General features: G+C 62.9%; 17 protein-coding genes and 3 pseudogenes. 10 read left to right on the top strand and 10 right to left on the bottom strand.

Annotation, left to right across the window (positions count from 1 at the left end; genetic code table 11):
• The first annotated feature begins 71 nt into the window (after window positions 1-71).
• A complete protein-coding gene (locus AC0L3H_RS23310) occupies window positions 72-1,085 on the top strand; it encodes a heme-binding protein (RefSeq protein ID WP_287213604.1) in 1,014 nt (337 codons plus the stop codon).
• An 83-nt stretch (window positions 1,086-1,168) separates the two neighbouring features.
• Window positions 1,169-1,932 (top strand): IS5 family transposase gene (locus tag AC0L3H_RS23305; RefSeq protein WP_473587066.1). Its coding sequence is split into 2 segments (ribosomal slippage): window positions 1,169-1,502 and window positions 1,502-1,932, totalling 765 coding nucleotides; the frame shifts between segments, so codons are not numbered across the junction.
• A 7-nt stretch (window positions 1,933-1,939) separates the two neighbouring features.
• Here AC0L3H_RS23305 and AC0L3H_RS23300 read toward each other — a convergent pair.
• A pseudogene (locus tag AC0L3H_RS23300) lies at window positions 1,940-2,149 on the bottom strand (OB-fold nucleic acid binding domain-containing protein); the annotation flags it as partial.
• 298 nt (window positions 2,150-2,447) lie between these two features.
• Window positions 2,448-2,568: pseudogene (locus AC0L3H_RS23295) on the bottom strand (IS3 family transposase); the annotation flags it as partial.
• Between the two features lie 233 nt (window positions 2,569-2,801).
• Between AC0L3H_RS23295 and AC0L3H_RS23290 the strand changes: the two are divergent.
• The gene (locus tag AC0L3H_RS23290; protein ID WP_473587021.1) at window positions 2,802-6,008 is read left to right on the top strand and encodes an ATP-binding protein; all 3,207 of its coding nucleotides are present in this window, start codon (window positions 2,802-2,804) and stop codon (window positions 6,006-6,008) included.
• A 238-nt stretch (window positions 6,009-6,246) separates the two neighbouring features.
• Here the strand turns inward: AC0L3H_RS23290 and AC0L3H_RS23285 are convergent, their stop codons facing one another.
• The 7 genes from AC0L3H_RS23285 to AC0L3H_RS23255 all read right to left on the bottom strand — a co-directional run bounded on the left by AC0L3H_RS23285 (window position 6,247) and on the right by AC0L3H_RS23255 (window position 14,214).
• The gene (locus AC0L3H_RS23285) at window positions 6,247-6,435 is read right to left on the bottom strand and encodes a hypothetical protein (protein WP_287215568.1); all 189 of its coding nucleotides are present in this window, start codon (window positions 6,433-6,435) and stop codon (window positions 6,247-6,249) included.
• Window positions 6,436-6,476: 41 nt separating this feature from the next.
• A complete protein-coding gene (locus AC0L3H_RS23280; protein WP_287215570.1) occupies window positions 6,477-6,830 on the bottom strand; it encodes a hypothetical protein in 354 nt (117 codons plus the stop codon).
• Between the two features lie 114 nt (window positions 6,831-6,944).
• Window positions 6,945-8,792 carry an ABC transporter ATP-binding protein gene (locus AC0L3H_RS23275; RefSeq protein ID WP_287215572.1) on the bottom strand — a complete coding sequence of 616 codons (1,848 nt, stop codon included), beginning with the start codon at window positions 8,790-8,792 and terminating at the stop codon, window positions 6,945-6,947.
• Window positions 8,789-9,541, bottom strand: a complete 753-nt coding sequence (locus AC0L3H_RS23270; RefSeq protein ID WP_287215574.1) for an ABC transporter permease — start codon at window positions 9,539-9,541, stop codon at window positions 8,789-8,791. Before AC0L3H_RS23270 ends, AC0L3H_RS23275 begins: the two co-directional genes overlap by 4 nt.
• Before the next feature lie 86 nt (window positions 9,542-9,627).
• Window positions 9,628-10,641, bottom strand: coding sequence for an ABC transporter permease (locus AC0L3H_RS23265; RefSeq protein WP_287215575.1), 1,014 nt, complete (start codon window positions 10,639-10,641; stop codon window positions 9,628-9,630).
• Window positions 10,590-12,521 carry a S9 family peptidase gene (locus AC0L3H_RS23260; RefSeq protein ID WP_287215577.1) on the bottom strand — a complete coding sequence of 644 codons (1,932 nt, stop codon included), beginning with the start codon at window positions 12,519-12,521 and terminating at the stop codon, window positions 10,590-10,592. The genes AC0L3H_RS23265 and AC0L3H_RS23260 overlap by 52 nt, the downstream gene beginning before the upstream one ends.
• A gap of 88 nt (window positions 12,522-12,609) precedes the next feature.
• Window positions 12,610-14,214: an ABC transporter substrate-binding protein gene (locus AC0L3H_RS23255; protein ID WP_473587020.1), complete on the bottom strand. Its 1,605-nt coding sequence runs from the start codon at window positions 14,212-14,214 to the stop codon at window positions 12,610-12,612.
• Between the two features lie 712 nt (window positions 14,215-14,926).
• Here AC0L3H_RS23255 and AC0L3H_RS23250 point away from each other — a divergent pair.
• From AC0L3H_RS23250 to AC0L3H_RS23235, 4 genes are all read left to right on the top strand, one after another.
• Window positions 14,927-15,892, top strand: a complete 966-nt coding sequence (locus AC0L3H_RS23250) for an ABC transporter substrate-binding protein (RefSeq protein WP_473587019.1) — start codon at window positions 14,927-14,929, stop codon at window positions 15,890-15,892.
• An 86-nt stretch (window positions 15,893-15,978) separates the two neighbouring features.
• Window positions 15,979-16,581, top strand: coding sequence for a L,D-transpeptidase (locus AC0L3H_RS23245; RefSeq protein ID WP_473587065.1), 603 nt, complete (start codon window positions 15,979-15,981; stop codon window positions 16,579-16,581).
• Between the two features lie 165 nt (window positions 16,582-16,746).
• The gene (locus tag AC0L3H_RS23240; RefSeq protein ID WP_036263676.1) at window positions 16,747-16,965 is read left to right on the top strand and encodes a hypothetical protein; all 219 of its coding nucleotides are present in this window, start codon (window positions 16,747-16,749) and stop codon (window positions 16,963-16,965) included.
• A 242-nt stretch (window positions 16,966-17,207) separates the two neighbouring features.
• Window positions 17,208-17,447 carry a hypothetical protein gene (locus AC0L3H_RS23235; RefSeq protein WP_128245741.1) on the top strand — a complete coding sequence of 80 codons (240 nt, stop codon included), beginning with the start codon at window positions 17,208-17,210 and terminating at the stop codon, window positions 17,445-17,447.
• 29 nt (window positions 17,448-17,476) lie between these two features.
• Here the strand turns inward: AC0L3H_RS23235 and AC0L3H_RS23230 are convergent, their stop codons facing one another.
• Entirely contained in the window at window positions 17,477-19,522 is a 2,046-nt protein-coding gene (locus tag AC0L3H_RS23230; protein ID WP_473587018.1) for a BTAD domain-containing putative transcriptional regulator, read from the bottom strand.
• 244 nt (window positions 19,523-19,766) lie between these two features.
• On the opposite strand from AC0L3H_RS23230, the gene AC0L3H_RS23225 reads away from it, so the two are divergent.
• The 3 genes and pseudogenes from AC0L3H_RS23225 to AC0L3H_RS23215 form a co-directional block, all read left to right on the top strand.
• Entirely contained in the window at window positions 19,767-20,855 is a 1,089-nt protein-coding gene (locus tag AC0L3H_RS23225; protein ID WP_473587017.1) for a PLP-dependent cysteine synthase family protein, read from the top strand.
• A 20-nt stretch (window positions 20,856-20,875) separates the two neighbouring features.
• Window positions 20,876-22,147 (top strand): aminotransferase class I/II-fold pyridoxal phosphate-dependent enzyme, encoded by a 1,272-nt coding sequence (locus AC0L3H_RS23220; RefSeq protein WP_128176606.1) that lies wholly within the window; start codon window positions 20,876-20,878, stop codon window positions 22,145-22,147.
• Window positions 22,148-22,257: 110 nt separating this feature from the next.
• Window positions 22,258-22,824: pseudogene (locus tag AC0L3H_RS23215) on the top strand (pyridoxal-dependent decarboxylase); the annotation flags it as partial.
• Between the last annotated feature and the right edge of the window lie 147 nt (window positions 22,825-22,971).

The following is a 22,971-nucleotide window of genomic DNA, read 5'->3' as shown; positions in this document are numbered from 1 at the left end:
ACCATGTATTCTGTAATTCATGGACATTACTTTTGGATCTCTGAAAAACCAATATACTATTGGAGAGGGGCATGGTCTCAGTAGAAAGATTGGATCAACTTAAGTATCAACCTCGGCATATCGAGGTTTCGAGCACCGGGGATCCCGATCTTGGTATACTGCAACTCCTTCCAGGGACTTGGAGTAACGCGCCTGACCTGTTGGGGCGCGGTTGGAACGCAATCGCACTTCCCTTTGCATCCAATACCAGCAGCATAGACTATCGGCTGTTGGTGAACCAGTACAATGAGGTGCTGAAGTTCACTCTCGTGGACAAGGGGGTCAAGAACCGAGGCATCCAACGCGGTGCTCCTTCTCTAAATACTGACCAGATTGTAGTAGCGCTGGACTATGAGCAGCGGATCGAACAGATCGACGCTGATGATTTTCCGGCTAGCGGTCTGGCAGGCGATCCGTACACAACCATCCATCATGAGCCCGGTCTATGGCTCTTCATGACCAATGAAGCCGAACCGCACAGCAATATTTCTCGGTTGGGTACGATACCGCACGGCGATTCCCTGCTTGCACTTGGCGCAGGCACTCTCTCCGTCCTGCCCCCCACGATCCCGGCGATCAACGGGCTCCCGATCGGTGTCAACCAAGCTCTCACCAACCCTTATCTGGCCCCGTACGCTCACTTTCACGCAAATCCATTCAATGGAGTCTTCGACCCGACGCAACCGCACAAGCTTCTGGTCGGCGCCATACCGGGCACCGTGAAGCGGACGACGAAGCTGGAGGTCAGCACGAGGATCGAAACGGGGGGCATCGTCAATATCCCGTTCATCGTCAGGCAAGCCAACGCCGCAGAAATGATATCGACGTTCTGGATTTGCGAACTGCAAGAAACCGACGCGTGCGGTAATCCTCGCCTGATCATGCAATATCTGCAGATTGTGCTGCTGGACTTCTTTGCGCGGCGAGACGGAATGCCGGGACCGATCCGGTGGCCGCATGTGAGCATAAACACAATGGAAAAGACATCAGAACCTGACGCACTAAAAGCCATCATACCCGCCGCAGAGGTGGAGAAGACGCTTTGATAATTGTCTAGCTAGGGTCGGGACCCATTAATTTGTTGAATTGAAGGAGCGGCAGTGATTCAAGGTGGCTGGAGGTGGCCACCATGGGTGATTTGTTGCTCCTGTCTCCGGCGCAGATGCGGCGGATCGAGCCGTTCTTTCCACGGTCGCACGGGGTGCCTCGGGTCGATGACCGACGGGTGCTGAGCGGCATCCTGTTCGTGATCCGTAACGGTCTGCGCTGGCGAGATGTGCCGGCCGCCTATGGCCCGCACAAGACGATCTACAACCGGTTCATCCGCTGGAGCCGGCTGGGCGTGTTCAACCGCATCCTGGCCGAGTTGGCTGCACGTGGCGGCGGCACCGACAGGCTGATGATCGACGCCACCCACCTCAAGGCACATCGCACGGCAGCCAGCCTGCTCAAAAAGGGGCTCTACCCCGATGTATCGGACGCACCAGAGGCGGTCTGACCACCAAGCTACAGGTGGTCTGCGACGACCGTGGACGCCCGTTACTGTTACACCTGAGCGAAGGCCAGGCCAACGATCACAGAACCGCTGCCGCCGTGCTCGAGGAACTCCCTCCCGCCCGCCATCTGCTGGCCGATCGGGCCTACAGTTCCACTGGCTTCCGCGAGGCGCTCATCGGCAAGGGCATCACGCCCTGCATCCCGCCTCATGCCAAGCACCGTGTCCAGCACAGCTATGATCCGCTGCTCTATAGGCAGCGCCACAGGATCGAGAACATGTTCGCCCGCCTCAAGGACTGGCGACGCATCCACACCCGATACGACCGATGCGCTCACACCTTCCTGTCCGCAATCGCCTTCGCCGCTGCCTTCATCTTCTGGATCAATGAGTCCTGACCTAGCTGGCGAGTTCGGCCGACAGATCCGTCAGGTAATGGCGACAAGATGCGCGACCTCGCCCTCGCTGGATGCGGCCCTTCACGGCGAACATGCCGGCAGACAGGATGATGCGGCGATGCTTCTCGAAGATTGTCGGCCAGACCACCAAATTGGCGATACCCGTTTCGTCCTCCAGCGTGATGAACATGATACCCTTGGCGCTGCCGGGCCGCAGGTGATGACGGCGGCGCTGCAGATCCGCGCGCAGAATGAGACCGACCGTCTTCGCAACACGCTCCGACGCAGCTGTGAGCGTGAACAGCGGCGGTGCACATCCCGTAAGCCCTTCAGCGACCAGATTGCCTCGCGTCGTACGAGGCCGAGCGCCGGCCGGAAAGCGTCAGCCTCGGCAAGCCGCTCCAGGGCGGGAACCGGCACGCCAGCCCGCTGCCACATATCGTTGAGTGATGTGAACTGTTCGATAAGCGCTTCATGGGCATTGGAGAGGCCTTTCACCATCCTGGACCCGAGGCGGAGCGGTCACTGCTCTCGAAGCTGCGATCGATCGCCGTCACCAGCACTTCGTCCCCGTGAACGAGCGCTGGGGCTGCGGTTGAGCCGGGCGTGAAAGCCCGACCGGGAGACATCCAGCGCATCTCACAGGCGGCCGGCGCGGCTTGTCGCCCAGGGAGAGGGGCCGCCGGAGTCTCCCGCACTTCCCGAAGACGGCAACGATTCCGCGGTACCCGGTCGTCGATGTCAATGGCGCGACGTTCATCGTCCCCTCCTTCGCTATCGGCTGCCGATCGAAGAACCCGGAGTGCCGCTGGAGCGCGCCCGGAGCGAGTGCTATTGTCACCGAGCGTTAACCGGACGGAAGGCCTCAGATGAAGTTTAGAGCCGACCATGGCGTGCAGGGGCAGGCGATCCTCGGCCAGGGCGCGGCGTCCCAACCCAAAGCGCTGCGGACGCCGGCGGCGGCTCTGCAGAAAGAGCGGGAGCCGGCACTGGACGCCCGCAAGACGGTTACGTTCCTATTCACCGACATCGTCGACTCGTCTCGGCTCGGCCTCGCCCTCGATCCGGAAGCGCTCCGGAGCCTGCTCGCGCGCTACTTCGGTGAGCTGAGCGATGTCATCCGACGGCACGGCGGTTTCGTGCAAAAGTACATTGGTGACGCGATCATGGCGGTATTCGGCGTGCCGATCCTCCACGAGGACGACGCCCTACGCGCGGTTCGAACGGCCATTGAGATGCGCGACACACTCGCCACCCTCAACTCCGAGTTCGAAGCGAGCTGGGGCGTGCGCCTGGCCCACCGGGTTGGCGTCAACACCGGCGAGGTGTTCATCGGCGAACACACTAAGGGACAACTATTCATCACCGGCGAAGTCGTCAACGTGGCCAAGCGCCTTGAAGAGGCGGCGGCGGCGGACGAGATCCTGATGGGGGAGTCCACGCACAAGCTCGTGCGCCACGCGGTCATCGTCGAACCGAGCGGGCCGCGCGTGGTCAAGCACGGCGAGACGATCCACGCCTTTGTGGTGGTGGACGTCTTGGCCCACGCCCCTGCGCGCCAATTCGATTCGCCCTTCGTGGGGCGCGAGCGCCAGCGTGCCGTACTCGAGACCGTGTTTGGCAACGTGGTTGCCGATAGGGCCTGCCATCTGCTGACCGTGCTCGGCGGCGCGGGTGTGGGCAAGTCGCGGCTCGTGTGGGAGTTCACGAACGGGCTCGCCAGCGAGGCGACGGTCCTGCGCGGTCGCTGCCTGTCCTACGGCGAGGGTATCACCTACTGGCCGCTGGCTGGGATTGTACGGGAGATCACTCGCGCGCAGGGCCTTGACCCCGAGCACTCGGCGGTGGCGATCGCGGCGCATCTCGCCGGGGAGGAAAGGGCCCAGCTGATCGCCAAGCGCGTTACCGAGGCGGTCGGGCTCGGCGGCGCCGGAGGAGGGACGAGCGAAGAGACCTTCTGGGCCGTCCGAAAGCTGTTCGAGGCGCTAGCGCGAGCAGGGCCGCTTGTCATCGTCGTAGACGACATCCACTGGGCCGAGCCGACGTTTCTCGACCTGATCGAGCACCTCGCCGACTTCTCGTGCGATGTCCCGATCCTGATCGTCTGTATCGCGCGACCGGAGCTCCTCGACACGCGCCCAAGCTGGGGTAACGGGAAGCTCAAAGCGACGTCGATCGCCCTTGAGCCGCTCAGCGAGGGGGAATGTCGCGAGCTGATCTCGAACCTGCTCCATGGCCTCCCGCTCGCCGCCGAAGCACGGATCGCCCGTGTTGCTGAGGGAAACCCGCTCTTCGCGGAGGAGCTCGTCGCGATGCTCGTCGACGACGAGCTGTTAAAGCGCGAGGACGACAGTTGGGTCGCCTCGTCCGACCTCTCCGAACTGCCCGTCCCGTCAACGATTCACGCGCTTCTCGCCGCTCGTCTCGAGGGGCTCCCGGATGCGGAGCGCGCGATCCTGACGACCGCCGCGGTCGAGGGCGCAGTGTTTCACCGGAGCGCCGTTGCCGAGCTCGCCGGTCCCGCGCTCGACCCGAGCCTCGAAGACGGCCTACTGGCGCTGATCCGCCGGGATCTGATCCGCCCCGCCGCGGCAGACTTCGCCGGCGAGCAGGCCTACGGCTTCCGCCATGTCCTGATCCGCGACGCTGCCTATCGCTCGCTGTCGAAAAACGTGCGTGCCGACCTGCACGAGCGCTTTGCCGCCTGGCTTGAGCTGACTGCCGGGGAGCGGCGGCGCGAGTTCGAGGAGATCGTCGGCTACCATCTCGAGCAGGCCTATCTGAATCGTGTCGCGCTTCGATCGCGCGACGCGTACGCCGCGTCGCTTGCCGCCCGGGCATCTGAGCGGCTCGAGGTGGCGGGGCGGCGCGCGCTCGTCCGCAGCGACCTGCCCGCGGCGATCGGCCTCTTGGAGCGGGTTTCGCGGCTACTTCCAACCGCCGATCCACAGCGGATCGCGCTGCTCGTTGAGCTAGGCGGTGCGCTAATCGAAAGCGGGCGGCTGGCCGAGGCCGGGCGCGTGCTCGACGACGCGGAACGCTTGGCTGCGGCCGCGGATGATGAGTGCGTGGCGTCGCATGTGCTCGTCCAACAGCAGTTCCTCCGGCTCCTCCACGGCGAGGAGGGCGGGCTGGAGGAGGCCGCGCGGACGACGGCCCGGGTGATCCCGGTCTTCGAGCGTCGCGGGGACGATCTCGGCCTGTGCCATGCACGGCGGCTGGAGGCTTGGCTCTTTTGGAACGAGGCCCACGCAGCGGCCGCCGCCGCGGCGTGGGAGCGCGCGGCCGCACACGCGCGGCGGGCAGGGGATTGGCATGAGTACCACGAAATTCTCACGTGGATCGCATCCTCGCTCTGGTTCGGGCCGACGCCGGCCGACGAGGGCATCCGCCGTTGCGAGGCGATGCGCGAGGAGGTCCGAGAGAGCCCCGAGTCCGAGGCAGCAATCCTCCGCCAGCTCGCATGCCTCAACGCAATCGTCGGCCGCTTCGCGTTTGCCCGCGAGCTGCTTGCGACGAGCAACGCCACCTACGCCGACCTCGGCCTCACGCTCTACGTAGCGTCCTCCGATCACCAAGCCGTCGTCGAGCTGCTTGCCGGGAATCCGGGGGCAGCTGAGAAAAGCGCGCGAGCGGGGTATCGCGCGCTCGAGGAGATGGGCGAGCGTGCGTTCCGCTCGACGATCGCCGCGTCCCTTGCGTGGACAATCCTCGAACAGGGACGCGACGAGGAGGCTGAGGACCTGGCTGACCTCAGCGCCCGGCTAGCTGCGAGCGGCGACCTGATCACGCAGGTCCGCTGGCGTCGCGTGCGTGCACGCGCGCTCGCACGGCGCGGGAAGATCAAGGAGGCGGAGGCGCTCGCGCGCGAGGCGGTGGCGATCGCCGAGGCGACCGACTTCGTCAACGATCGGGCGGATGCACTGATCGATCTGTCGCACGTGCTCGAGGCCTCCCGCCGGTGCGACGACGCGGTCACCGCTGCATCAGGAGCGCTGCATCTCTACGAGCTGAAGGGAAACGTGGTCGCCGCGGCCGCGACGCGGCTCCGCTTAGAGAAACTCGTGAATATGTGACACTGTGGAGATGCGGCAAGAGGGTGCCGCCCGCACCTCCACGCTTGGAAACTTCACAGTGGCCGATCTGGTGTCCTTCGCCGGGGTAACGCAACCATAGAGATCGCGTTGCGTACGCCGATGACGGACCTTCAGCCGCGCTGACTTCATCTTCGATCCGATCCAGAACCAGTTCACCTGTCCCGCTGTCCCGACGGAGCCGAAAGGCTGCCTTTGGGGTCGCTTCCACTGAGCGATCCTAGCCACCACCGCCCTGATCCGCCGGACTTTGCTCTGGACCAAAGACCCTTTCTATAGGTTCCCCAGCCTCAATTTGCTTGAGCCGTCCTTCGGCCCTTTCGATTGCCTTTTGGACCGCCCGCTCCATGTTTTTAAGGACACCGATCTGCTCCTTGAAACGCTTAACAAAATCTTTGTCGATAGCCATTTTATCCCTCCATCTATGCCTCGCTCGACAGTTACCGAGAGCTACTTAAGAAGGACTATCTCAAACCACCAATAGTACTCGTAAGTATAAGGCGCCCCTCCGTTGCTGCGCGAAGCCAGGATCGAGATCCCCAATGCCGGCTCATAACTGCCCTGGAAGGTTCCGTTTCTCCACTTCAGGTTGGATGCAGTCCAGCGCCCCAGCACGAAGGGTGCATTCTGGTCGGTGCTTTGACTGGGGCCTGTGTGGGTAACTTCTTCCACCAAGTGCCCCCCCTGCACAACCCAGGCATCGACCCACTTGGCGTCAAAGCCTGGGTTGAGTGTCATCGGACCCGTCGACCCGACCTCACCGGTGGGGTTAATGTGCTGAATCAAATCCCAATTGGCTGGCATGACATATCTCCAATCGCTGCCGGGCGACTCGCCCGGATTCATGAACAAGAGATGATACGGCTCGTCGACTATGTGCCATTTCTTCGAGTTCGACTAGATACTCAAAATGAGGTGTCATAGGGTACGTTGAATGGCCGAGCGGGGTATCGATTTAATGAGTTGACGCGTGTAAGGGTGCTTCGGGTCGCCCATGACCGTCTCCGTTGGTCCCTCTTCGACGATCTCGCCGAGATAGAGAACATAGATGCGCTCGACGATCTGGCGGACGACAGCAAGGTCGTGCGTGATGAAGAGATATGACAGCCTATACTCGGTCTGCAGGCGTTTGAAGAGATTGAGCACCTGCGCCTGAACCGAGACGTCGAGGGCCGATACCGGTTCGTCGCAGACGAGGATTTTCGGTTTGACGGCTAGCGCCCGCGCGATGGCGACTCGCTGGCGTTCGCCGCCAGAGAGTGATGCCGGACGGCGCGTGGCGTATGCGGCCGGCAAGCCGACTTCCGCCAGTAGCGCTGTGATCCGTTCCGGCGTTGCCGGGCCGGTCTCGCCCGCCGAGGCTCCGAGCGCCTCGGCCAGCGCCCGTCCGACACTGTGCCTCGGATTGAGCGTCGAATACGGATCCTGGAAGACCATCTGGATTGTTCGCCGAATGCGTGCGCGGTCGGCGTTCGCCATGGCGCCGAAATCCGCCGCCGCGATGCCGTCGATGCGGATGTCGCCGGCAGTCGGCGTTTCGAGGCCGACGAGGCAGCGCCCGAGCGTGGTCTTGCCGGAACCGGATTCTCCAACGAGGCCGATGCTCTCTCCCGGCATAATGCGTAGCGATACTCCCTTCACCGCTGGCACCGTGCGGCCGCGGCTGTCGACAAATGTCTTTACAAGGCCGTCGACTCGAACGAGCGCCCGTTCGGCTTCGTCCTGGCGCGGCGCTATCGGCACCGCGGAGAGAGCCGCCGTGCGTAGCGTATCGAGTTCGCCCTGAATCTCTTCCTGACGGACGCACGCGGTGAACCGGCTCGTATCGCGGGCGGCCAGCGGCGGCTTGCCGGCACGGCAGATCTGCTTTGCCCAATCGCAACGGTCGGCAAAACCGCAGCTGTCGATCACATCGGCAGCGAGCGGCACGGAGCCCCGGATCGCTACGAGCCGTGGCACGCGAATATCGGCCGGCGGTTCCGACAGCAAAAGTCCCAAAGTGTAGGGATGAAACGGCTGGCGCTCGACGGCTGCGGCGTTGCCGACTTCGAGCAGCGAGCCAGCGTAGAGCACATAGATGCGCTCACAGGTCGAGAACGCGAGCCGTAGGTTGTGGGTAATGAGAATAAGGCTCATGTGTCGCTCACGCTGAACACGCCGCAGGAGCTTGATGATCTCCGCCTGGGTCGTTACGTCGAGCGCTGTTGAGGGCTCGTCAGCGATGAGCAACTCCGGGTCGCGAGCAAGGGCCGCGGCCAGTGCGACGCGCTGGCACATGCCACCCGACAGCTGGAATGGCATGCGGCGGGCTACATCCTCGTCGACTATGCCGACTTCTGCGAGGCGGCGTTTCACCTCCGCCGCGCGCGCGGCGCGAGAGGCAAATTCAGGCCGGCCGCGCAGCATCTCGTCGATGTGGTCGCCGCTTCGCATGAGCGGATTCAGCATCGTGAACGGATCCTGCATAAGCATCGACACACGAAACCCACGGATCTTGCGGAGTTCGCTCTCGGCAAGCCGCATCAGGGGGATGCCGTCGAGCGTGACGTCGCCTGTGGCACTTATGCCTGGCGGCAATATGCCGGCGATCGCCCGTGCGGTGAGCGATTTTCCAGACCCTGATTCGCCGACGATCGCAATAGTCTCGCCCCGCTCCACCACTATGCCCAAGGGCGTCGTAATGGGCACCGCGCCGTGTGCGATCGCTAGCCCCTTGACCTCTAGGAGCGGGCCCTGTTGGCCTGCGCGCGTCGCGGCCGTGTTCACTTCGCAAACCGCTCGAATAGCCAGTCGCCGATCAGGTTCATACTGACCGCGGTAAGGATGATCATTCCCGCAGGCAGGAGCAGCGCAACCGGATTGGAGAAGAGGATATTGCGGTTCTCAAAGAGCATCCGACCCCAGTCAGGGGCCCCTGGTTGAACGCCGAGGCCGAGAAACGACAGCCCGGCGAGATTGACCAGCGCGAAGGCAAAGTCGAGGACTACATACGCGAGGATGATAGGCAGCACGTTCGGGAGGATGTGCACGAACAGAATACGCGTCTTTGAGATGCCTAGAGTGCGAGCGGCATCGATATAAGGAAGCGGTCGCTGCTCGAGGACCGCGCTCCGCACGATGCGCGTGTCGGGGGCGGTGAAAAGGACGACAAGGACGAGGACAGCAGTCCAGTATCCGCCTCCTACTATGCCGACGACGACAATTGCCACGAGCGGCCCCGGCAACGCGAACATGAAATCCACCCAGCGCATGATCGCTGAATCGACCAGACCGCCGAGATAGCCCGAAAGAAGGCCAAGCAGGGTCGCGATAGCGAAAGCTCCCGTGGCGACAACGATTGGGCCGACCAAAGCCGTTCTCGCACCGTAGATCACGCGCGACAGCACATCGCGGCCGAGTAGATCTGTTCCGGCAATATGGGCGGCGGAAGGAGGCGTATCGCCGACCTCGAGACGCTGGAGGAAGGCTGAATCGGGGGCGATCCTCTCCCCAAGGACGGCGCAGATCACCACCACCGTTACAATCGCCACGGCAAAGAGAATGACGATCGGTAGGTGCCATGGCAGCTTCGTCCTTCGCGTCTCGCCGATGGGTGGGGCGCTCATGACTCGACCCTGCTGAATCGGATGCGCGGGTCAATCAACGTGTAGACCACGTCGATCGCCAGGTTGACCAGCACGACGAATACAGAAAAAAGCAGGGTGGTCCCTTGGATCACCGGGATGTCGCGCTTTTGGATCGCATCGACCGTCAAGGCGCCGAGACCTGGCAAAGAGAAGGTGACCTCGACGTAGATCCCGCCGGCCACGATGCCGACGACGATGAGCCCTGCGGCCGTGACTACGGGAATGAGGGCGTTCCTGAGGACGTAGGCAAACAAAATGCGACGCGAATTCAGTCCGCGCGCCCGCGCAAACGTGACGTAATCTCGGTCCAGCTCCTCGATCATCGCCGCGCGCGTGATCTTGACAACAATCGCCATGACCGAGATCGCTAGCGCAACCGCCGGAAGCGTCAGGTGCCAGGCACGGTCGAGGAATCCCCTTCCCGGACCGAAGATCGGGAACCAGTGCAGCAGAGCGCCGAAGACATAGAGAAGGAAAATGCCGGTGACGAACGCTGGAGAGCTGATGCCGAAAACACCGAACATGACAACCGCCCGGTCGAGCCGCGTGCCACGGCGGAAGGCGGCGACCGCACCGAGCAAGATGCCAAGGCCGAGAACGAGAATAGTGCTCATCAAGCTCAGGAAGATGGTGACGCCGAGCCGATCCGCGATGGTGCTCGTCACCGCCCGGTTGCCCTGGATGGAGACGCCGAGGTCGCCTTGGACAACCTGCGACAGCCACTTGCCATATTGGACGAGGAACGGATCGTCCAAGTGGTAGCGCTCACGGATGGCGGCGAGCGTTGCCGGGTCTGACGCGCGCGCCCCCAGCAGGGAGCGCACCGGGTCGCCGGGCGCGACGTGGACCAGCGCGAAGACGCCAAAGGAGATTATGAGGAGAAGCGGGATCGCCAAGGCGAGCCGCCGCATGACGAAGACGATTACGTTCGAGCCCGTCACCTTGGCGACACAAGGTAGCGGCCGAACCAGCCGATCGTGCGGCGCCATGCGTCGAGCTGGTGCTCCCGCTCGCGCACGCCATGGCCTTCGCGCGAATAGACGATCAGTTCCGACTCGACTCCGCGTTCGAGGAGCGCCGCATATAACTCTTGAGCCTGGCCGAGCGGGGTGCACCGGTCCCTGTCGCCATGGATCATCAATGTCGGCGTCGTCGGCTTGTCGAGCCGCGTGATCGCCGAACGCTCGACCGCTACGCGCCGATAGCGCTCCTCCGAAAGCGGCCCGCCGTTGATGAAAGCATGGAAGTCGTGGTTGCAGGAATAGTGGCACGAGAGTTGATTGGCGATACCGGAGACCATCACCGCGGCTTTGAACCGGTTAGTCGTCGCGACCGCCCAAGCCGTGAGATAACCGCCGTAGCTCGCGCCGCTGATGCCGAGTCGGTCGGGGTCGACAATCCCTGCTGCGACGCATTTGTCGAGGCCAGCGAGGATATCCTGGAACTCGGTCCCCGCGGGGTCGCCGATATTCAGCATGCCGAACGCCTTTCCCCAGCCTACATTGCCACGGTAGTTGGGCAGGAAGACGGCGTAGCCGGCCGTCGCGAAGGGCAGCGCGTGACCCGGATTGTAGGCATACCTAACCGCCCAGCTCGGGCCGCCGTGGACGTCCACGATGGTCGGCCTTGGCCCCTTGGCGCCGTCGCGTGGCAGCAGAACCAGCCCCTCCAGTTCGATACCATCTGCGCCTTTCCAGGTAATGGCGCGGATTTCCGGGTAGGCCTCGAAGTTCTTGGCCACCTCGCCGTTCAGATTGGAGACCGCCGACCATTCGGAAGCTTCCGCGCCGGGCTTGAATACTATTTCAGGCGGCGCTCCATCCCTCTCGCGAACCGCGGCGAAACCCTTCCTGTCGGGCGCAGGCGCTATGCCGGCCCTGAAGCTGTTCGTGCCGATGATCGCGTCTTCCCGCGTCATCCACTCGACGCTGCCGTCGAGGCGTGTGACGCCATAGACTGAGCCGAGCCGCGACCAGCCGGCGAACCAAAGGCTTTCGTCATCACGCCACTTCATCGACGCAATGCTCGACATGCCGCTCGGGGTGACGGTGACAATCTCCCCTGTGGCGATGTCGAGGATGCTGATGTCGCTGGCGACGAGGCCACGGTCGCTGGACCATCCTTCGAGGAAGGCGGCGCGCTTGGCGCTCGGGTTGGCTGAGGGGGCCAAAAGCTGCCAGCGCGAGCAGTGCAAGACCGTCGCGGCACGTGTCGCAAGATCGATCTTAATTAGTACCGCGTGATACCAGCCGCGCTCGCTCGGGTCGGCAGAGACGATCGCAAGCGCCGCATCATCGCCGAGGAGTTCGAATTCCCAGACGCTGAACGCAGGGGGCCCGACTTCGACCGTCGATCCGTCGTCAATGCTGATGCGAAACAGGCGGCGTCGCGCATCCGCCGGGCTCGTCACCTCGGGATCCTCGGGCTCTCCCCAGGTCAGGCGCTGCGCACCATTGATCGCGGCGCCGTCGAGGCCGCGATCCGCGGCCAGAACGATCAGGCTGCGGCCGTCGGGTGTCCACCGCATGTCCTCGATGGTGCCAACGACGTCTCCTACTGGCCGCTCGCCGCGATCGTCCTTGAGGAATAGCGACATTTTTCCTTGCAAAGCGCGATCGGAAACAAATGCCAGCGTGTCGTCGACGGGCGACAGATGCGGCAGGCCGTCGCCGCCTGGCCCGTTGGTCAGCTGTACCGCCTCTGCCCCATCCAGTGAAAAGCGCCAGACGCGGCTCTGAGGGGATTGCCGCGGCTCGTGTGTGGCGGGACGGACTGTGGCAATGACCGCCGTGCCGTCACGGGTGAAGGAGAGATCCATAGGGAAGCGCAGCTGATGAAGTCGTCCGAGACTCGCTTCAAAAAGGTCCATCTGCAGACACCTTCATATCGGGCGTGCGAGCGCCGTCGATGCGCAGAAAACAATGAACATGGGCCGTGGCCAGCGGCCCGGCGGTCCCTTACTTTAGGCCGAAACCCCGGATCGCCCACGGAATATTGTACCAGAAGGCGGTGTAGCCGGTGAGCTTGTACTCGTTGTTGATTGCCATCGCCGAGGCGGGCCAGAAGATCGGCACGACCGCGACCTCCTCGTTGGCGATCTTGAACACGCCCTTCAGCGCATCGGCGCGCGCCTTCGGGTCGGCCTTCTCGTTGGCGACCTTCAGGAACGCATCGACTTCGGCGTTCTTGAAGTTCGAGCCGTTCATGCCATCCTTCACTGCCGTCGCACTTGAGAAGAAAAGGTAGGGGTAGTTGACCGCGTCGGCGAAGTCCGGATAATACGCCATGATCTGCATGCCAAGGTTCTCGTGCCGAAAGTACTGCGCGAGCCAGGTGTTGTTATCGATCTCCTGGATGCTTGCACGGATACCGATCTGCTTCAGGTTCTCCACCACCGACTGCATGATGTTGATCATATAAGGATCGGCGGTCGGTGCGGGTATGGTGACGTCAAAGCCGTCCGGATGGCCGGATTGCGCTAGCTCGGCCTTCGCCTTCACTAGGTCAAACGGGTAGCTCGGCAAGGTAGCGTAGAAGGCACGGACTTCGTCAGGAGGCAGAACTCCCGACCACATCTCGGGCGGGTTCAACGCCGTCGCCGCCTCGCCGTTGCCCTTGAGGAGCGCCTTGACCAAACCTTCCCGGTCCACGGCATGGGCTACGGCACGGCGCACATGAATATCGTCGAACGGCGGCGCTGAATGGTCGAGAGTAAGCGCGTACATGCCGAGCGACGGCGCGGTGACGATGTCGACGTTGCCCAGCGCCTTCCACTGGTCGACGTCGGAGATGGCGAGATCGAAGGTACCGTCGATGTCGCCGTTCTGCATGGCGAGAAGCCGGGCCTGCCGGTCTGGAATCGCGTGGAAGGTAATCCGTTTGACCACTGGTTTCGGCCCCCAATAGTCGTCGCGCGCTTCGAGGATGACATGATCTGTCGGGACGAATTCAACAAGCTTGTACGGACCGGTCCCCAGCGGCAGAACCTCGGGCGTTCCGATGTTCTTGTCTGCGAGCTGTTCTTTCTTGAGGACGAATCCCGCCATGTGAGCGGCCGTATAGGCGAATTGGACATTCGGCGCCTTCAATTTGACGGTCACCTCATCGGGAGCGGTTGCCTCGACGGTCGCCACCGAATTGTAGAAGGAGGCGAGCTGCGAGCCGGAATCCGGGCTCATGTGATACGTGAAGGTGGCGACGATATCGTCGGCCGTGAGCGGACTTCCGTCGCCGAACTTGACGCCGCTCCGGAGGTGATACTTGACGGTCGTCGGATCGACCTGCTCCCACTTGTCGGCCGATGCGGGTTTGAGAGCGAGATCGTCGCCGAAGGCGAGCGGTCCTTCCTGGACGAGCGACATTATCGCGCCGATATAGGTCGTCCAGGCATGCGGAATGAAGAGCGTATCTGGGATGCTGGGCAGCGCCCACGTGATCGATTCGATCTGCTCCTCTGCCCTTGCCGAAGGTGCTATCGAGAGTCCCCTGGTCATGACGACGGCAGCGGCGGTGAGCGCCACTCCGTTGAGCATAGCGCGACGCCGTGTCAACCCGATTGCCATTTGTTCCTCCCTTCGTGCCATCCTGTCGCACAGGCAAGCTGAATTGTACGCAATCAATGTCTCTTACGCAAAAGGAAGGTGCCGTCCACTCAGCTGGATCAAGCGTCTTTGGATCACAGTGGGGCCTCGGTATGTCTGCATTGGGTTGCCATGGATAGTTATTCACCGTGATCAACTTCGGATCAAATAACGACGATTGTGTCGTCCGGCCCCTAACTCACATATTGGGCTGTACCAAGAAGTGTGCTAGTGAACAGTTCGACACTGGGTTACCCTGCTGAGCAATATCAAAGAGATAGCATACCCTTAATGGGCTTGGGCCTTTTCCTCTTCTGGGCACCAATCCCTTTGTAAGCTCTTGATTTCCTGGAAACCTTAGGTTTCCGGGTCATCAGCTGCTACACAAAGGTGCTGTCGCCTTGCGAATGACCTCACCCAACAAGGCGTCCTGATACGCCCCCTGGTTCTTAAGGCGCATGCCTGCGGACATCTCTGAGGTTGTCGCGCGACGGCCGTGTTTGAGCATCTTCCCATACGGAATGTCATCGAGTAGCGTGCAGGGGCGGCATGTGACGGCGCTCTCCTTGGCGAATGCACTGCTGCACCTTCAGCAGTTGCCGTCAGACCATTGGGCTGCTGTCACAACCCGGTGCTTGCCGTGACAGATTATTCCCGTCCCGGTTCTTTTCGGCACCGAAACGAGGGGAAAGAAATGCACAACCGATTTCGGCGGTGCCTGCGGAGAATGTCGCTGGCGGCATTGACGATGCTGGCGGTTCCGGTCCACGCGGCTGATCTCGTCATTGCAATGCCGAACTGGCCGTCGGGCCAGGCGACGGCAAACATTCTCAAGGTCAGCCTGAAGCAACATTTCGGGCTCGATGCCGATGTGCGCGAGATGGGGACGCTCATTGCCTTTGCCGGCCTCGATTCGGGCGAGGTGGATATTCATCCCGAAATCTGGCTGCCCAACCTGGACAATCTGGTGAAGAAGTATGTCGACGGCGCCGGCACGGTAGCCATCAGTCCCATCGGTGTGCCGGCATGGCAGGGCATATGCGCCACCCGCGAAACTGCCGACAAATTTGGCATCCGCGACATTTCGGATCTCACCGACCCGCGCAAAACCGCCGCGTTGGACACGGATCGGGACGGACGCGGAGAACTCTGGATTGGCGCCGAGGGTTGGTCCTCGACGGCGATCGAGCGTGTCCGCGCCAACAGCTATGGCTACGCCGAGACAATGACATTGCTGGAGACGCCGGAGGATGTCGGAATGGCGGCTGTCGATGCCGCGGTTGCCACGGCTCATCCGATGGTGTTTGCCTGCTATGCGCCGCATCACGTGTTTGAACTGCACGAAATTGTCCGGCTTGCCGAGCCGCCTTTTGACCCGGCAAAGTGGAATATCGTGCTGCCTTCCGAGGATCCGCTCTGGGTCTCGAAGTCCAGCGCGCCGGTGTCATGGGATACGGCACATTTCCACATCGCTTACGCCACCTCGCTGCGCAAGAAATATCCTGAGGTGGTCGCGTTCCTGGAACGGGTCGCCCTCAAGCCCGAGGACGCCACCAAGATGAGTTATGCGCTCCAGGTGGAGCGCCAGGATCCTTACGAGTACGCCAAACAATGGGTCGCCGCGCAGGGCGCTCGGGTGCAAGGGTGGGCAAAGCCATGACCGGAAAGCTGACGATCGCGGGAAGCACCGCTCTCCAGCGGCGCTGCCTGACGGCAATTGTCGCGGTAGCGCTCGGTCTTGTCGCGATGGCGGCGCTGGCTGCCGGAACCCAGGTTTTCGATCCGAAAACCCGCAAATGGGTGGACTATGACCGCGCCAAGGCGCGCAAATACTATGCCGCGCATAATCAAGTGCCAGAGGCGTTTCGCCCGCAGATGGTCAAGTTCCGCACCGCGGAAGCGCCCGGTACGATCATCATCGACGGCAACCAGCATTTTCTCTACCTTGTGCAGCCGGGTCAGCGCGCCATGCGCTACGGTATTGGCGTCGGCCGGGAAGGCTTTGGATGGGCCGGAATCGTGCGCGTCGGCCGCATGGCGGAATGGCCGACCTGGACGCCGCCGGCCGAAATGGTCGCTCGCGATCCGAATGCTGTCAAACATGCGGGAGGCATGCCGGGAGGGCCCGACAACCCGCTCGGCGCCAGGGCGCTCTATCTGTATGAGCGCGACCAGGACACGATCTACCGGATACACGGCACGCCGGAGCCGTGGACGATCGGGCTCGACGTGTCATCAGGCTGCATCCGGATGCGGAACGACGACATCACCGACCTGGCATCGCGCGTCAAGGTTGGGGCCAAGGTCATCGTTCTCATGCAGGGGGCGGCACTTTACAAGGGCGTTTGAAGCCGGGGTGTTGAAGCCGGGGTGTGTGAAGCGGCATTCGGAGAGGGACAAGCAATGTCGGCAAAACCTGCAGTGAGAACTTCGATCCGGGCAACAGCAATTGGGTTCCTGGCGGGGGCCTTGAGCGCTTGCGTCAGCACGCCGCCGCCGCCGCCTCAGGACCAGATGTCCAGGACCCAGGTCGAGACGGCCCCGGCCGACCTTCAGCTGCTTTGCGCCGACGCAGCCGCCAAGGCGAGCGGTGCCGACAGCAGCAAAATACTTCCGGTTTCGTCGAGCAAGATCGATTCCACAACCTATCGGGTCGAACTCGATGCCAGCGGCAAGAAGACAAGCTGCCTTGTCGATACCGAAGGCAATGTCAAATCCGTTCAGCCCACCTGATCCGCTCTGGTCGAAGGATTTTGCGGCGATCTGACGATTGCCGCGAACCTGGCGTCTACTTTTGACGTGACGAAGTTGGCGACCAGCCGGGGTGAACGATTCAGAAACCACGAGAAAAAGCCCGGCCGACCGCAGCGTGCCCCAACCCAGCGGCATCATCGTGATTGGCACGTTCGGGCATTGGCTGTACCATTCCTGCGCCGGGCGCCGAAATTGCGCGTTCCGGCAAGGGAGAAACGTCCATGTTACGATCAATTTCGCTTGCGGTTTTCCTGGCGGTCATTCCTGCGACAGCCTTTGCGAATTCATGCCCGACCATCATGGCCAAGATCGACGCGGCATTGCCGACCGCGACCATCGCCGAGGCGGACAAGACCAAAGTCAAGGAACTGCGCGCCCAGGGCGAGAAATTGCACGCCGCCGGCGATCATGCAGGATCAGAGGCTGCGCTCAACCAGGCCAAGTCGATCCTCGGCATATAGATGCTCCCCCTTCTCCACCGCCCGCGTGATCACCCCAAGCCGATGCGCCTGGCGCCTTGCCGGAACATGGTCTCGGCGTCCGGCTCGAAGCGGAAGGTGCCGATGAAATCGTCGGCGCAGTAGTTCGGCAGCGTCTTGCGGATAGCGGCCGCGAAAGTGCGGGCCTCGTCAAGCCGCCCCGCCAGCGCCAGGCAGTGCGCCGCGATCGCCAGGATGATGGCATGGGCGTTGGGACGGGCGGCGGCCTTCAGCGCCCATTCGGCGGCCTCGTCGAACTGGCCGAGGCGGACATGCGCCATCGCCCTGGCGCCGAGCATGCCAAACAGCAGCGGATCGAACGGACTGAGATGGCGCGAGTGATCGGATGAACCGATCGCCGCGTTCGGATCACCCGACTGCGAGTGGACAAACGAAAGCGCGTAGTGGCCGAGCGCGAAGTTCGGGCTGAGGTCCACCGCCCGTTCCAACTCGATGAGGGAGCCGTCCTGCTCGCCGCGCAACCACAGCGCCCGGCCCATGGCCCAGTGCGCGGCCGGATTGTGATCGTCGATCAGAACACTTTGGCCGGCGGTCTCGAAGGCGAGCGCGCTTTCCTGGTCGCGGTCTCCCCAGCGCTGAAAGGCGTTCTGCCAATGGGTGAAGGACAGGCCGGCATAGGCGCGGGCGAAGGTCGGATCGAGCTTCAATGCCATGTCGAAGAAATGCCGGGCCTGCTCGTTTTCCGTGCGGGTGAAGCGATACATGTGCCAGAGGCCGCGATGGTAGGCTTCCCAGGCGTTCAGCGAGCTGGGGGCTTTCAGCATGGCGCGGTTGCGTTCGACCATCTCGATCTCGGCGGAGATCGACGAGACGATGCTGTTGCCGATATCGTCGAGGACGGCAAAGATGTCGTCGGGCCTGCGTTCGAAGGTTTCGGCCCAGACGATCCTGGCCGTGCGCACCTCGACAAGTTCGACGCTGACCGCGACACGGCCAGCCTGGCTGCGCACCGTCCCGGTGGCGACGTATTCGACGTTGAGCCGCCGGCCGGCATCTTCCGGCGCGATGTTCTTTTCGGCCAGCGCAAAGACCGAGCCGCGGGCGATGACGAAAAAATCCCTGAGCTTGGCCAGACGGGTGATGATGTCGTGGGTGAGGCCGTCGGCCAATCCACCGCAAGAGGGGCCACCGCAAGAGCCGCCGACAGCTGCCTCCTCGACAAACGGCATTACCGCGAGCGACGCCTTGCACGGTGCAGCAACACCGGAATCGGGAAGCACAATTGACGTTTTGGCGGCTGCGGGCGACAGCGCCGGCTGCGGCCGGAGCGTCGCGGCAGGTCGTTCGCTGCGGATCGTCCGCCATGCCTCACGAACGGGTCCGAAATCGAGATCCTCCGAGGCAAATAGCTGCGCCGCCGAAGCAAGATGGTCCTCGCAGGCGGCGATCTGGCCATGCCGCGCCAGGCTTGCCAGAAGAGCCACGTGCGCGCGCGCGTCGAACGGATTGAGTTCCAGCCATTTCTCCAGATGCGCGGACATTTCGTCGGCATCCGCCGGCAGCTTACTGACGAGCTGTTCCAGAATGGCGGCGTGCCACGAGCTGAAGCGGCGGCGTTGCGCGATCAGCCAGCTGTTGAAATGCGGGCTGCGGTCGATCTCCAGCCCGTCGAGGAAGTCGCCGACGAATAGTCTGGACAGGGCCTGCAGCCGCTCAAGATCGAGCGTCTCGATGCCCGTGGCGGCGGCCGAGGCGACATCGAAGGCGTCGACGGAAACGCCCTTCAGATCGAGCGCGACCGTGTCGCCTGATGTTTCGATCCTGTGGCGATCCGGTTCGTCAAGAATGCCCCTGAGCTTGCTGAGGCACCAGCGAAGCTCGCCGCGCGGATCGTTCGGCACATCCCACAAAAGCTCGCACAGACGGCTGCGGCCGACGGCATGCGGCGCGAGCGCCAGATAGGCGAAGAGCGCGCGCAGCTTGCGCGATGCCGGCAGTTGCACGGTGGCGCCGTCACGGATGACCGTCAGCGGCCCGAGCAGCCGCACGGACAGCTCGGCCGCTGCGCCGTCCAGGCTCGATCGAGCGGATTCCACGTGCGTTTCCACGCTTGCTCCCACGCTGGCCAGTTGTCCTCTGTTTTACCATCGAAAGCGATCGAGGGCATCCGGCAACGAATTTTCCGCGCCGGTTGCCCGCATTGCCAGCTTTCCGGGCCGCGTTGACGGCAACGGACCGTATCGCGGCAAGGTCTCGAAACCTCGCCGCCCAAGCCGCCGGTTTGTAACCGGCTCGTGACAACGAACACCTCGTGACGACAACAAAAAGGGGAGAGCAGACATGTTGCAGCAACGGAAAATCAGGACCACGGCCGGTCGCGGCCGCCTGTTCGACAGCATTATCGACACGGTCGGCGATACGCCGGTGATCAGGATCAACAATCTCGGCCCCGATCATGTGACGATCTATGTGAAGGCCGAGTTCTTCAATCCGGCAGCGTCGGTGAAGGACCGGCTGGCGCTCAACATCATCGAGGAGGGCGAGCGCAGCGGCGCCCTGAAACCGGGCCAGACCGTCGTCGAGGCGACCAGCGGCAACACCGGCATCGGTCTGGCCATGGTCTGCGCGCAAAAAGGCTATCCACTGGTGGTGACGATGGCCGACAGTTTCTCCATCGAGCGGCGCAAGCTGATGCGCATGCTGGGCGCCAAGGTGGTGCTGACGCCGCGTGCCCAGAAGGGTTTTGGCATGTACAACAAGGCGGTCGAGCTCGCCAAGGCCAATGGCTGGTTCCTGGCCCGCCAGTTCGAGACCATCGCCAATGCCGCCATTCACGAGGCGACGACGGCGCGCGAGATCATCAACGACTTCGCCGCATCGCGGCTCGACTGCTTCGTCACCGGCTACGGAACCGGCGGCACCGTCGTCGGTGTCGGGCGCGTGCTGCGCCGCGAGCGTCCCGAGATCCGGATCGTGCTGGCCGAACCCGCCAATGCCCAGCTCATCGGCAGCGGCAAGGCGCAGGAGCGCGGCGCCGACGGCGCACCCGCCGCCAGCCATCCGGCCTTCGAGCCGCACCCGATCCAGGGCTGGACGCCGGATTTCATTCCCAACGTCCTGCAGGAGGCGGTCGACGCCAGCCTCTATGACGAGGTCGTGCCGATTGCCGGGCCCGAAGGCATCAAATGGGCCAAGGCGCTGGCGCAAAAGGAAGGGATTTTCACCGGCATCTCCGGCGGAGCGACCTTTGCCGTGGCACGCCAGATCGCCGAAAAAGCTGCACCCGGCTCGGTGATCCTGTGCATGCTTCCCGACACCGGCGAACGCTACATGACGACGCCGCTGTTCGACGGCATCGAAGCCGAGATGGACGCGGAGGAAATGGCTCTTTCGCAGTCGACACCCAGCGGCCAGTTCCCGGCCGAGTAGCGGGAGAGGGAGAAACCACCATGGACGCGACGCCAAAATCCTCCGGCATGGCTTTCGAAGAAACGCTCGACATGCGCCGCCTGCAGCAGGGGGAGTGCGTCGTGCCAATCGCCACCGTGTCCAGCCGGATGCTCGCCGTCACAGAGGAAATGCGCACGGTCATGGATTTTGCGCGAAATGTCCTGGAGGGCGACGGCCTGGGGCCCGATGCCTGCGATTTCATGTTCGGCAATCCGCAGGAAACGCCGTTGCGTGGATTTGTCGATGCATTGATCCGCCACGTCGAGCCACAGGATGTTCACTGGTTCGGTTATAAAAAGTACGATGCGCTGGCGCGCGAAACGGTGGCCCGTTCGCTCAGCCAGGCGCGAAGCCGAAACTACAAGCCAGACGACATTGCGATCACCGCGGGAGGGTTCGGCGCGATAGCGGCTGCGCTGCTGGCCGTGCTCGAGGTGGGAGAGGAGGTCATCTATCCGCGTCCCGGCTGGTTCGCCTATGGTGCCCAGATTCGCGGCGCGGCAGGGACACCCGTCGCCGTCGACCTAGCACCGGGAACCTATGACCTCGATCTCGAAAGGATTGAGGCAGCGATCACCCCGCGCACCCGCGTGGTGGTGGTCAACACGCCGCACAACCCGACCGGCCGCATCTTTCCCCGCGCTCAACTCGACGCGCTCGCCGACAAGCTCGCGGCCGCGTCCGAAAGATTTGGCAAGGTGATTTATCTCCTTGCCGACGAGCCCTATGCGCGACTGGTGTTTGACGGCCATGCGCATATCAGTCCGGCCGAGAGCTATCCGCACACGCTGATCGCCTATTCCTTCGGCAAGACCTTGCTCGCGCCCGGCGAGCGCCTGGGCTGGCTCGCACTCGGGGCGGACATGCCCGAGGCCGATCGCATACTGTTGCGCGAGGCTGTCGACATAGCGCAGGTTTCGCACGGTTGGGCTTTCGCCGGCCGTACCCTGCAGCGGGCACTGCCTGATCTCGAGAAGCTCAGCATAGATGTCGCAGCCCTTGCGCGGCGCCGCGATCGCATGGTCGAAGGCTTGAGGGCAGCGGGATATGACCTGCCGGTGCCTGAAGGTACCTTCTATCTCATTCCACGCTCCCCAATACCGGACGACATGGCCTTCGCGGCACGCCTCGCAACTGACGGTGTCTGGGTGCTGCCCGGCAGCGTCGCCCAATTGCCTGGACGTCTGCGGATCAGTTTGACTGCAAACGACGGCATGGTGGAGCGCTCTTTGCCCGTTTTTGCGCGAGCGATCCGGGAAGTCGCAGCCTAACTCCTCCTGGCCAGCAGGAGCTCACACAAGGGCTTCTGGTCCATCGCTTGAGCGATGGCTGGCGGCCCGTTGCAATCGACTGCTGAATGCCAAATTAATAGGTCCTGATCCTAGTCAGGGATGCTTCAGCGCATCGCAAACCCTTCGCGGTCACGCCGGAATATCTGGAATCGACGCCGCGCGGCCTCGCGTCGGGCCAGTGGCTGCATGATTTTGGCCTGCAGACGTCACGCGGTTTCAGGGCGCTGAAAGTGTGAATGGCGCTGAAGCAGTACGGCATCGAGAAATTCGGCCGGCTGATCGACCAAAACATCGCACAAGGCCACTATTTCTCCGGGCTGATCGAGGCTGAACCGACCCTCGAGCTGACGGCGCCGACCAGCATCAACATCGTCTGTTTTCGCTACCGCGGCGACGGGCTGACGGCAGAGCGGCAGAAGGCGCTCGACACCGAGATCATGCTGCGGCTGCAGGAAGACGGCATCGCCGCCCTTTCGGACACGACGGTGCACGGCCAGCATTGCCTCAGAGTAGCGATCAACAACCACCGCACCAGGCGCGACGATCTGGATTTGTTGGTGCGGGAAACGGTGCGGCTTGGGCAGGAGGTTTCAAGGCGTGGCGCGGCTCTGCCTTCTCCCCTTGTGGGAGAAGGTGGCCGCGAAGCGGCCGGATGAGGGGTGTTCCAGCTTGGCACCGCCGCACTCCATCCAGCACCCCTCTTCCGTCTTGGCGCTGCGCGCCAATCCACCTTCTCCCACAAGGAGGCCTTTGCACAGAATCGGATTGATGATTCCGGGGGTAAGGAAGAGAGGGAGATGATT

It is taken from the genome of Mesorhizobium sp. WSM4816 (assembly GCF_055811535.1).
Note: the sequence above shows the minus strand (reverse complement) of the source record. Positions and strands in the feature narration are given on the sequence as shown.

What these genes read in the sequence shown, in the direction of transcription:
- AC0L3H_RS23310 (WP_287213604.1), top strand. Translation starts at nt 72, where the DNA reads ATGGTCTCAGTAGAAAGATTGGATCAACTTAAGTATCAACCTCGGCAT.
- AC0L3H_RS23290 (WP_473587021.1), top strand. Translation starts at nt 2,802, where the DNA reads ATGAAGTTTAGAGCCGACCATGGCGTGCAGGGGCAGGCGATCCTCGGC.
- AC0L3H_RS23285 (WP_287215568.1), bottom strand. Translation starts at nt 6,435, where the DNA reads ATGGCTATCGACAAAGATTTTGTTAAGCGTTTCAAGGAGCAGATCGGT.
- AC0L3H_RS23280 (WP_287215570.1), bottom strand. Translation starts at nt 6,830, where the DNA reads ATGCCAGCCAATTGGGATTTGATTCAGCACATTAACCCCACCGGTGAG.
- AC0L3H_RS23265 (WP_287215575.1), bottom strand. Translation starts at nt 10,641, where the DNA reads ATGGCGCCGCACGATCGGCTGGTTCGGCCGCTACCTTGTGTCGCCAAG.
- AC0L3H_RS23260 (WP_287215577.1), bottom strand. Translation starts at nt 12,521, where the DNA reads ATGGACCTTTTTGAAGCGAGTCTCGGACGACTTCATCAGCTGCGCTTC.
- AC0L3H_RS23255 (WP_473587020.1), bottom strand. Translation starts at nt 14,214, where the DNA reads ATGGCAATCGGGTTGACACGGCGTCGCGCTATGCTCAACGGAGTGGCG.
- AC0L3H_RS23250 (WP_473587019.1), top strand. Translation starts at nt 14,927, where the DNA reads ATGCACAACCGATTTCGGCGGTGCCTGCGGAGAATGTCGCTGGCGGCA.
- AC0L3H_RS23245 (WP_473587065.1), top strand. Translation starts at nt 15,979, where the DNA reads ATGGCGGCGCTGGCTGCCGGAACCCAGGTTTTCGATCCGAAAACCCGC.
- AC0L3H_RS23240 (WP_036263676.1), top strand. Translation starts at nt 16,747, where the DNA reads ATGTCCAGGACCCAGGTCGAGACGGCCCCGGCCGACCTTCAGCTGCTT.
- AC0L3H_RS23235 (WP_128245741.1), top strand. Translation starts at nt 17,208, where the DNA reads ATGTTACGATCAATTTCGCTTGCGGTTTTCCTGGCGGTCATTCCTGCG.
- AC0L3H_RS23225 (WP_473587017.1), top strand. Translation starts at nt 19,767, where the DNA reads ATGTTGCAGCAACGGAAAATCAGGACCACGGCCGGTCGCGGCCGCCTG.
- AC0L3H_RS23220 (WP_128176606.1), top strand. Translation starts at nt 20,876, where the DNA reads ATGGACGCGACGCCAAAATCCTCCGGCATGGCTTTCGAAGAAACGCTC.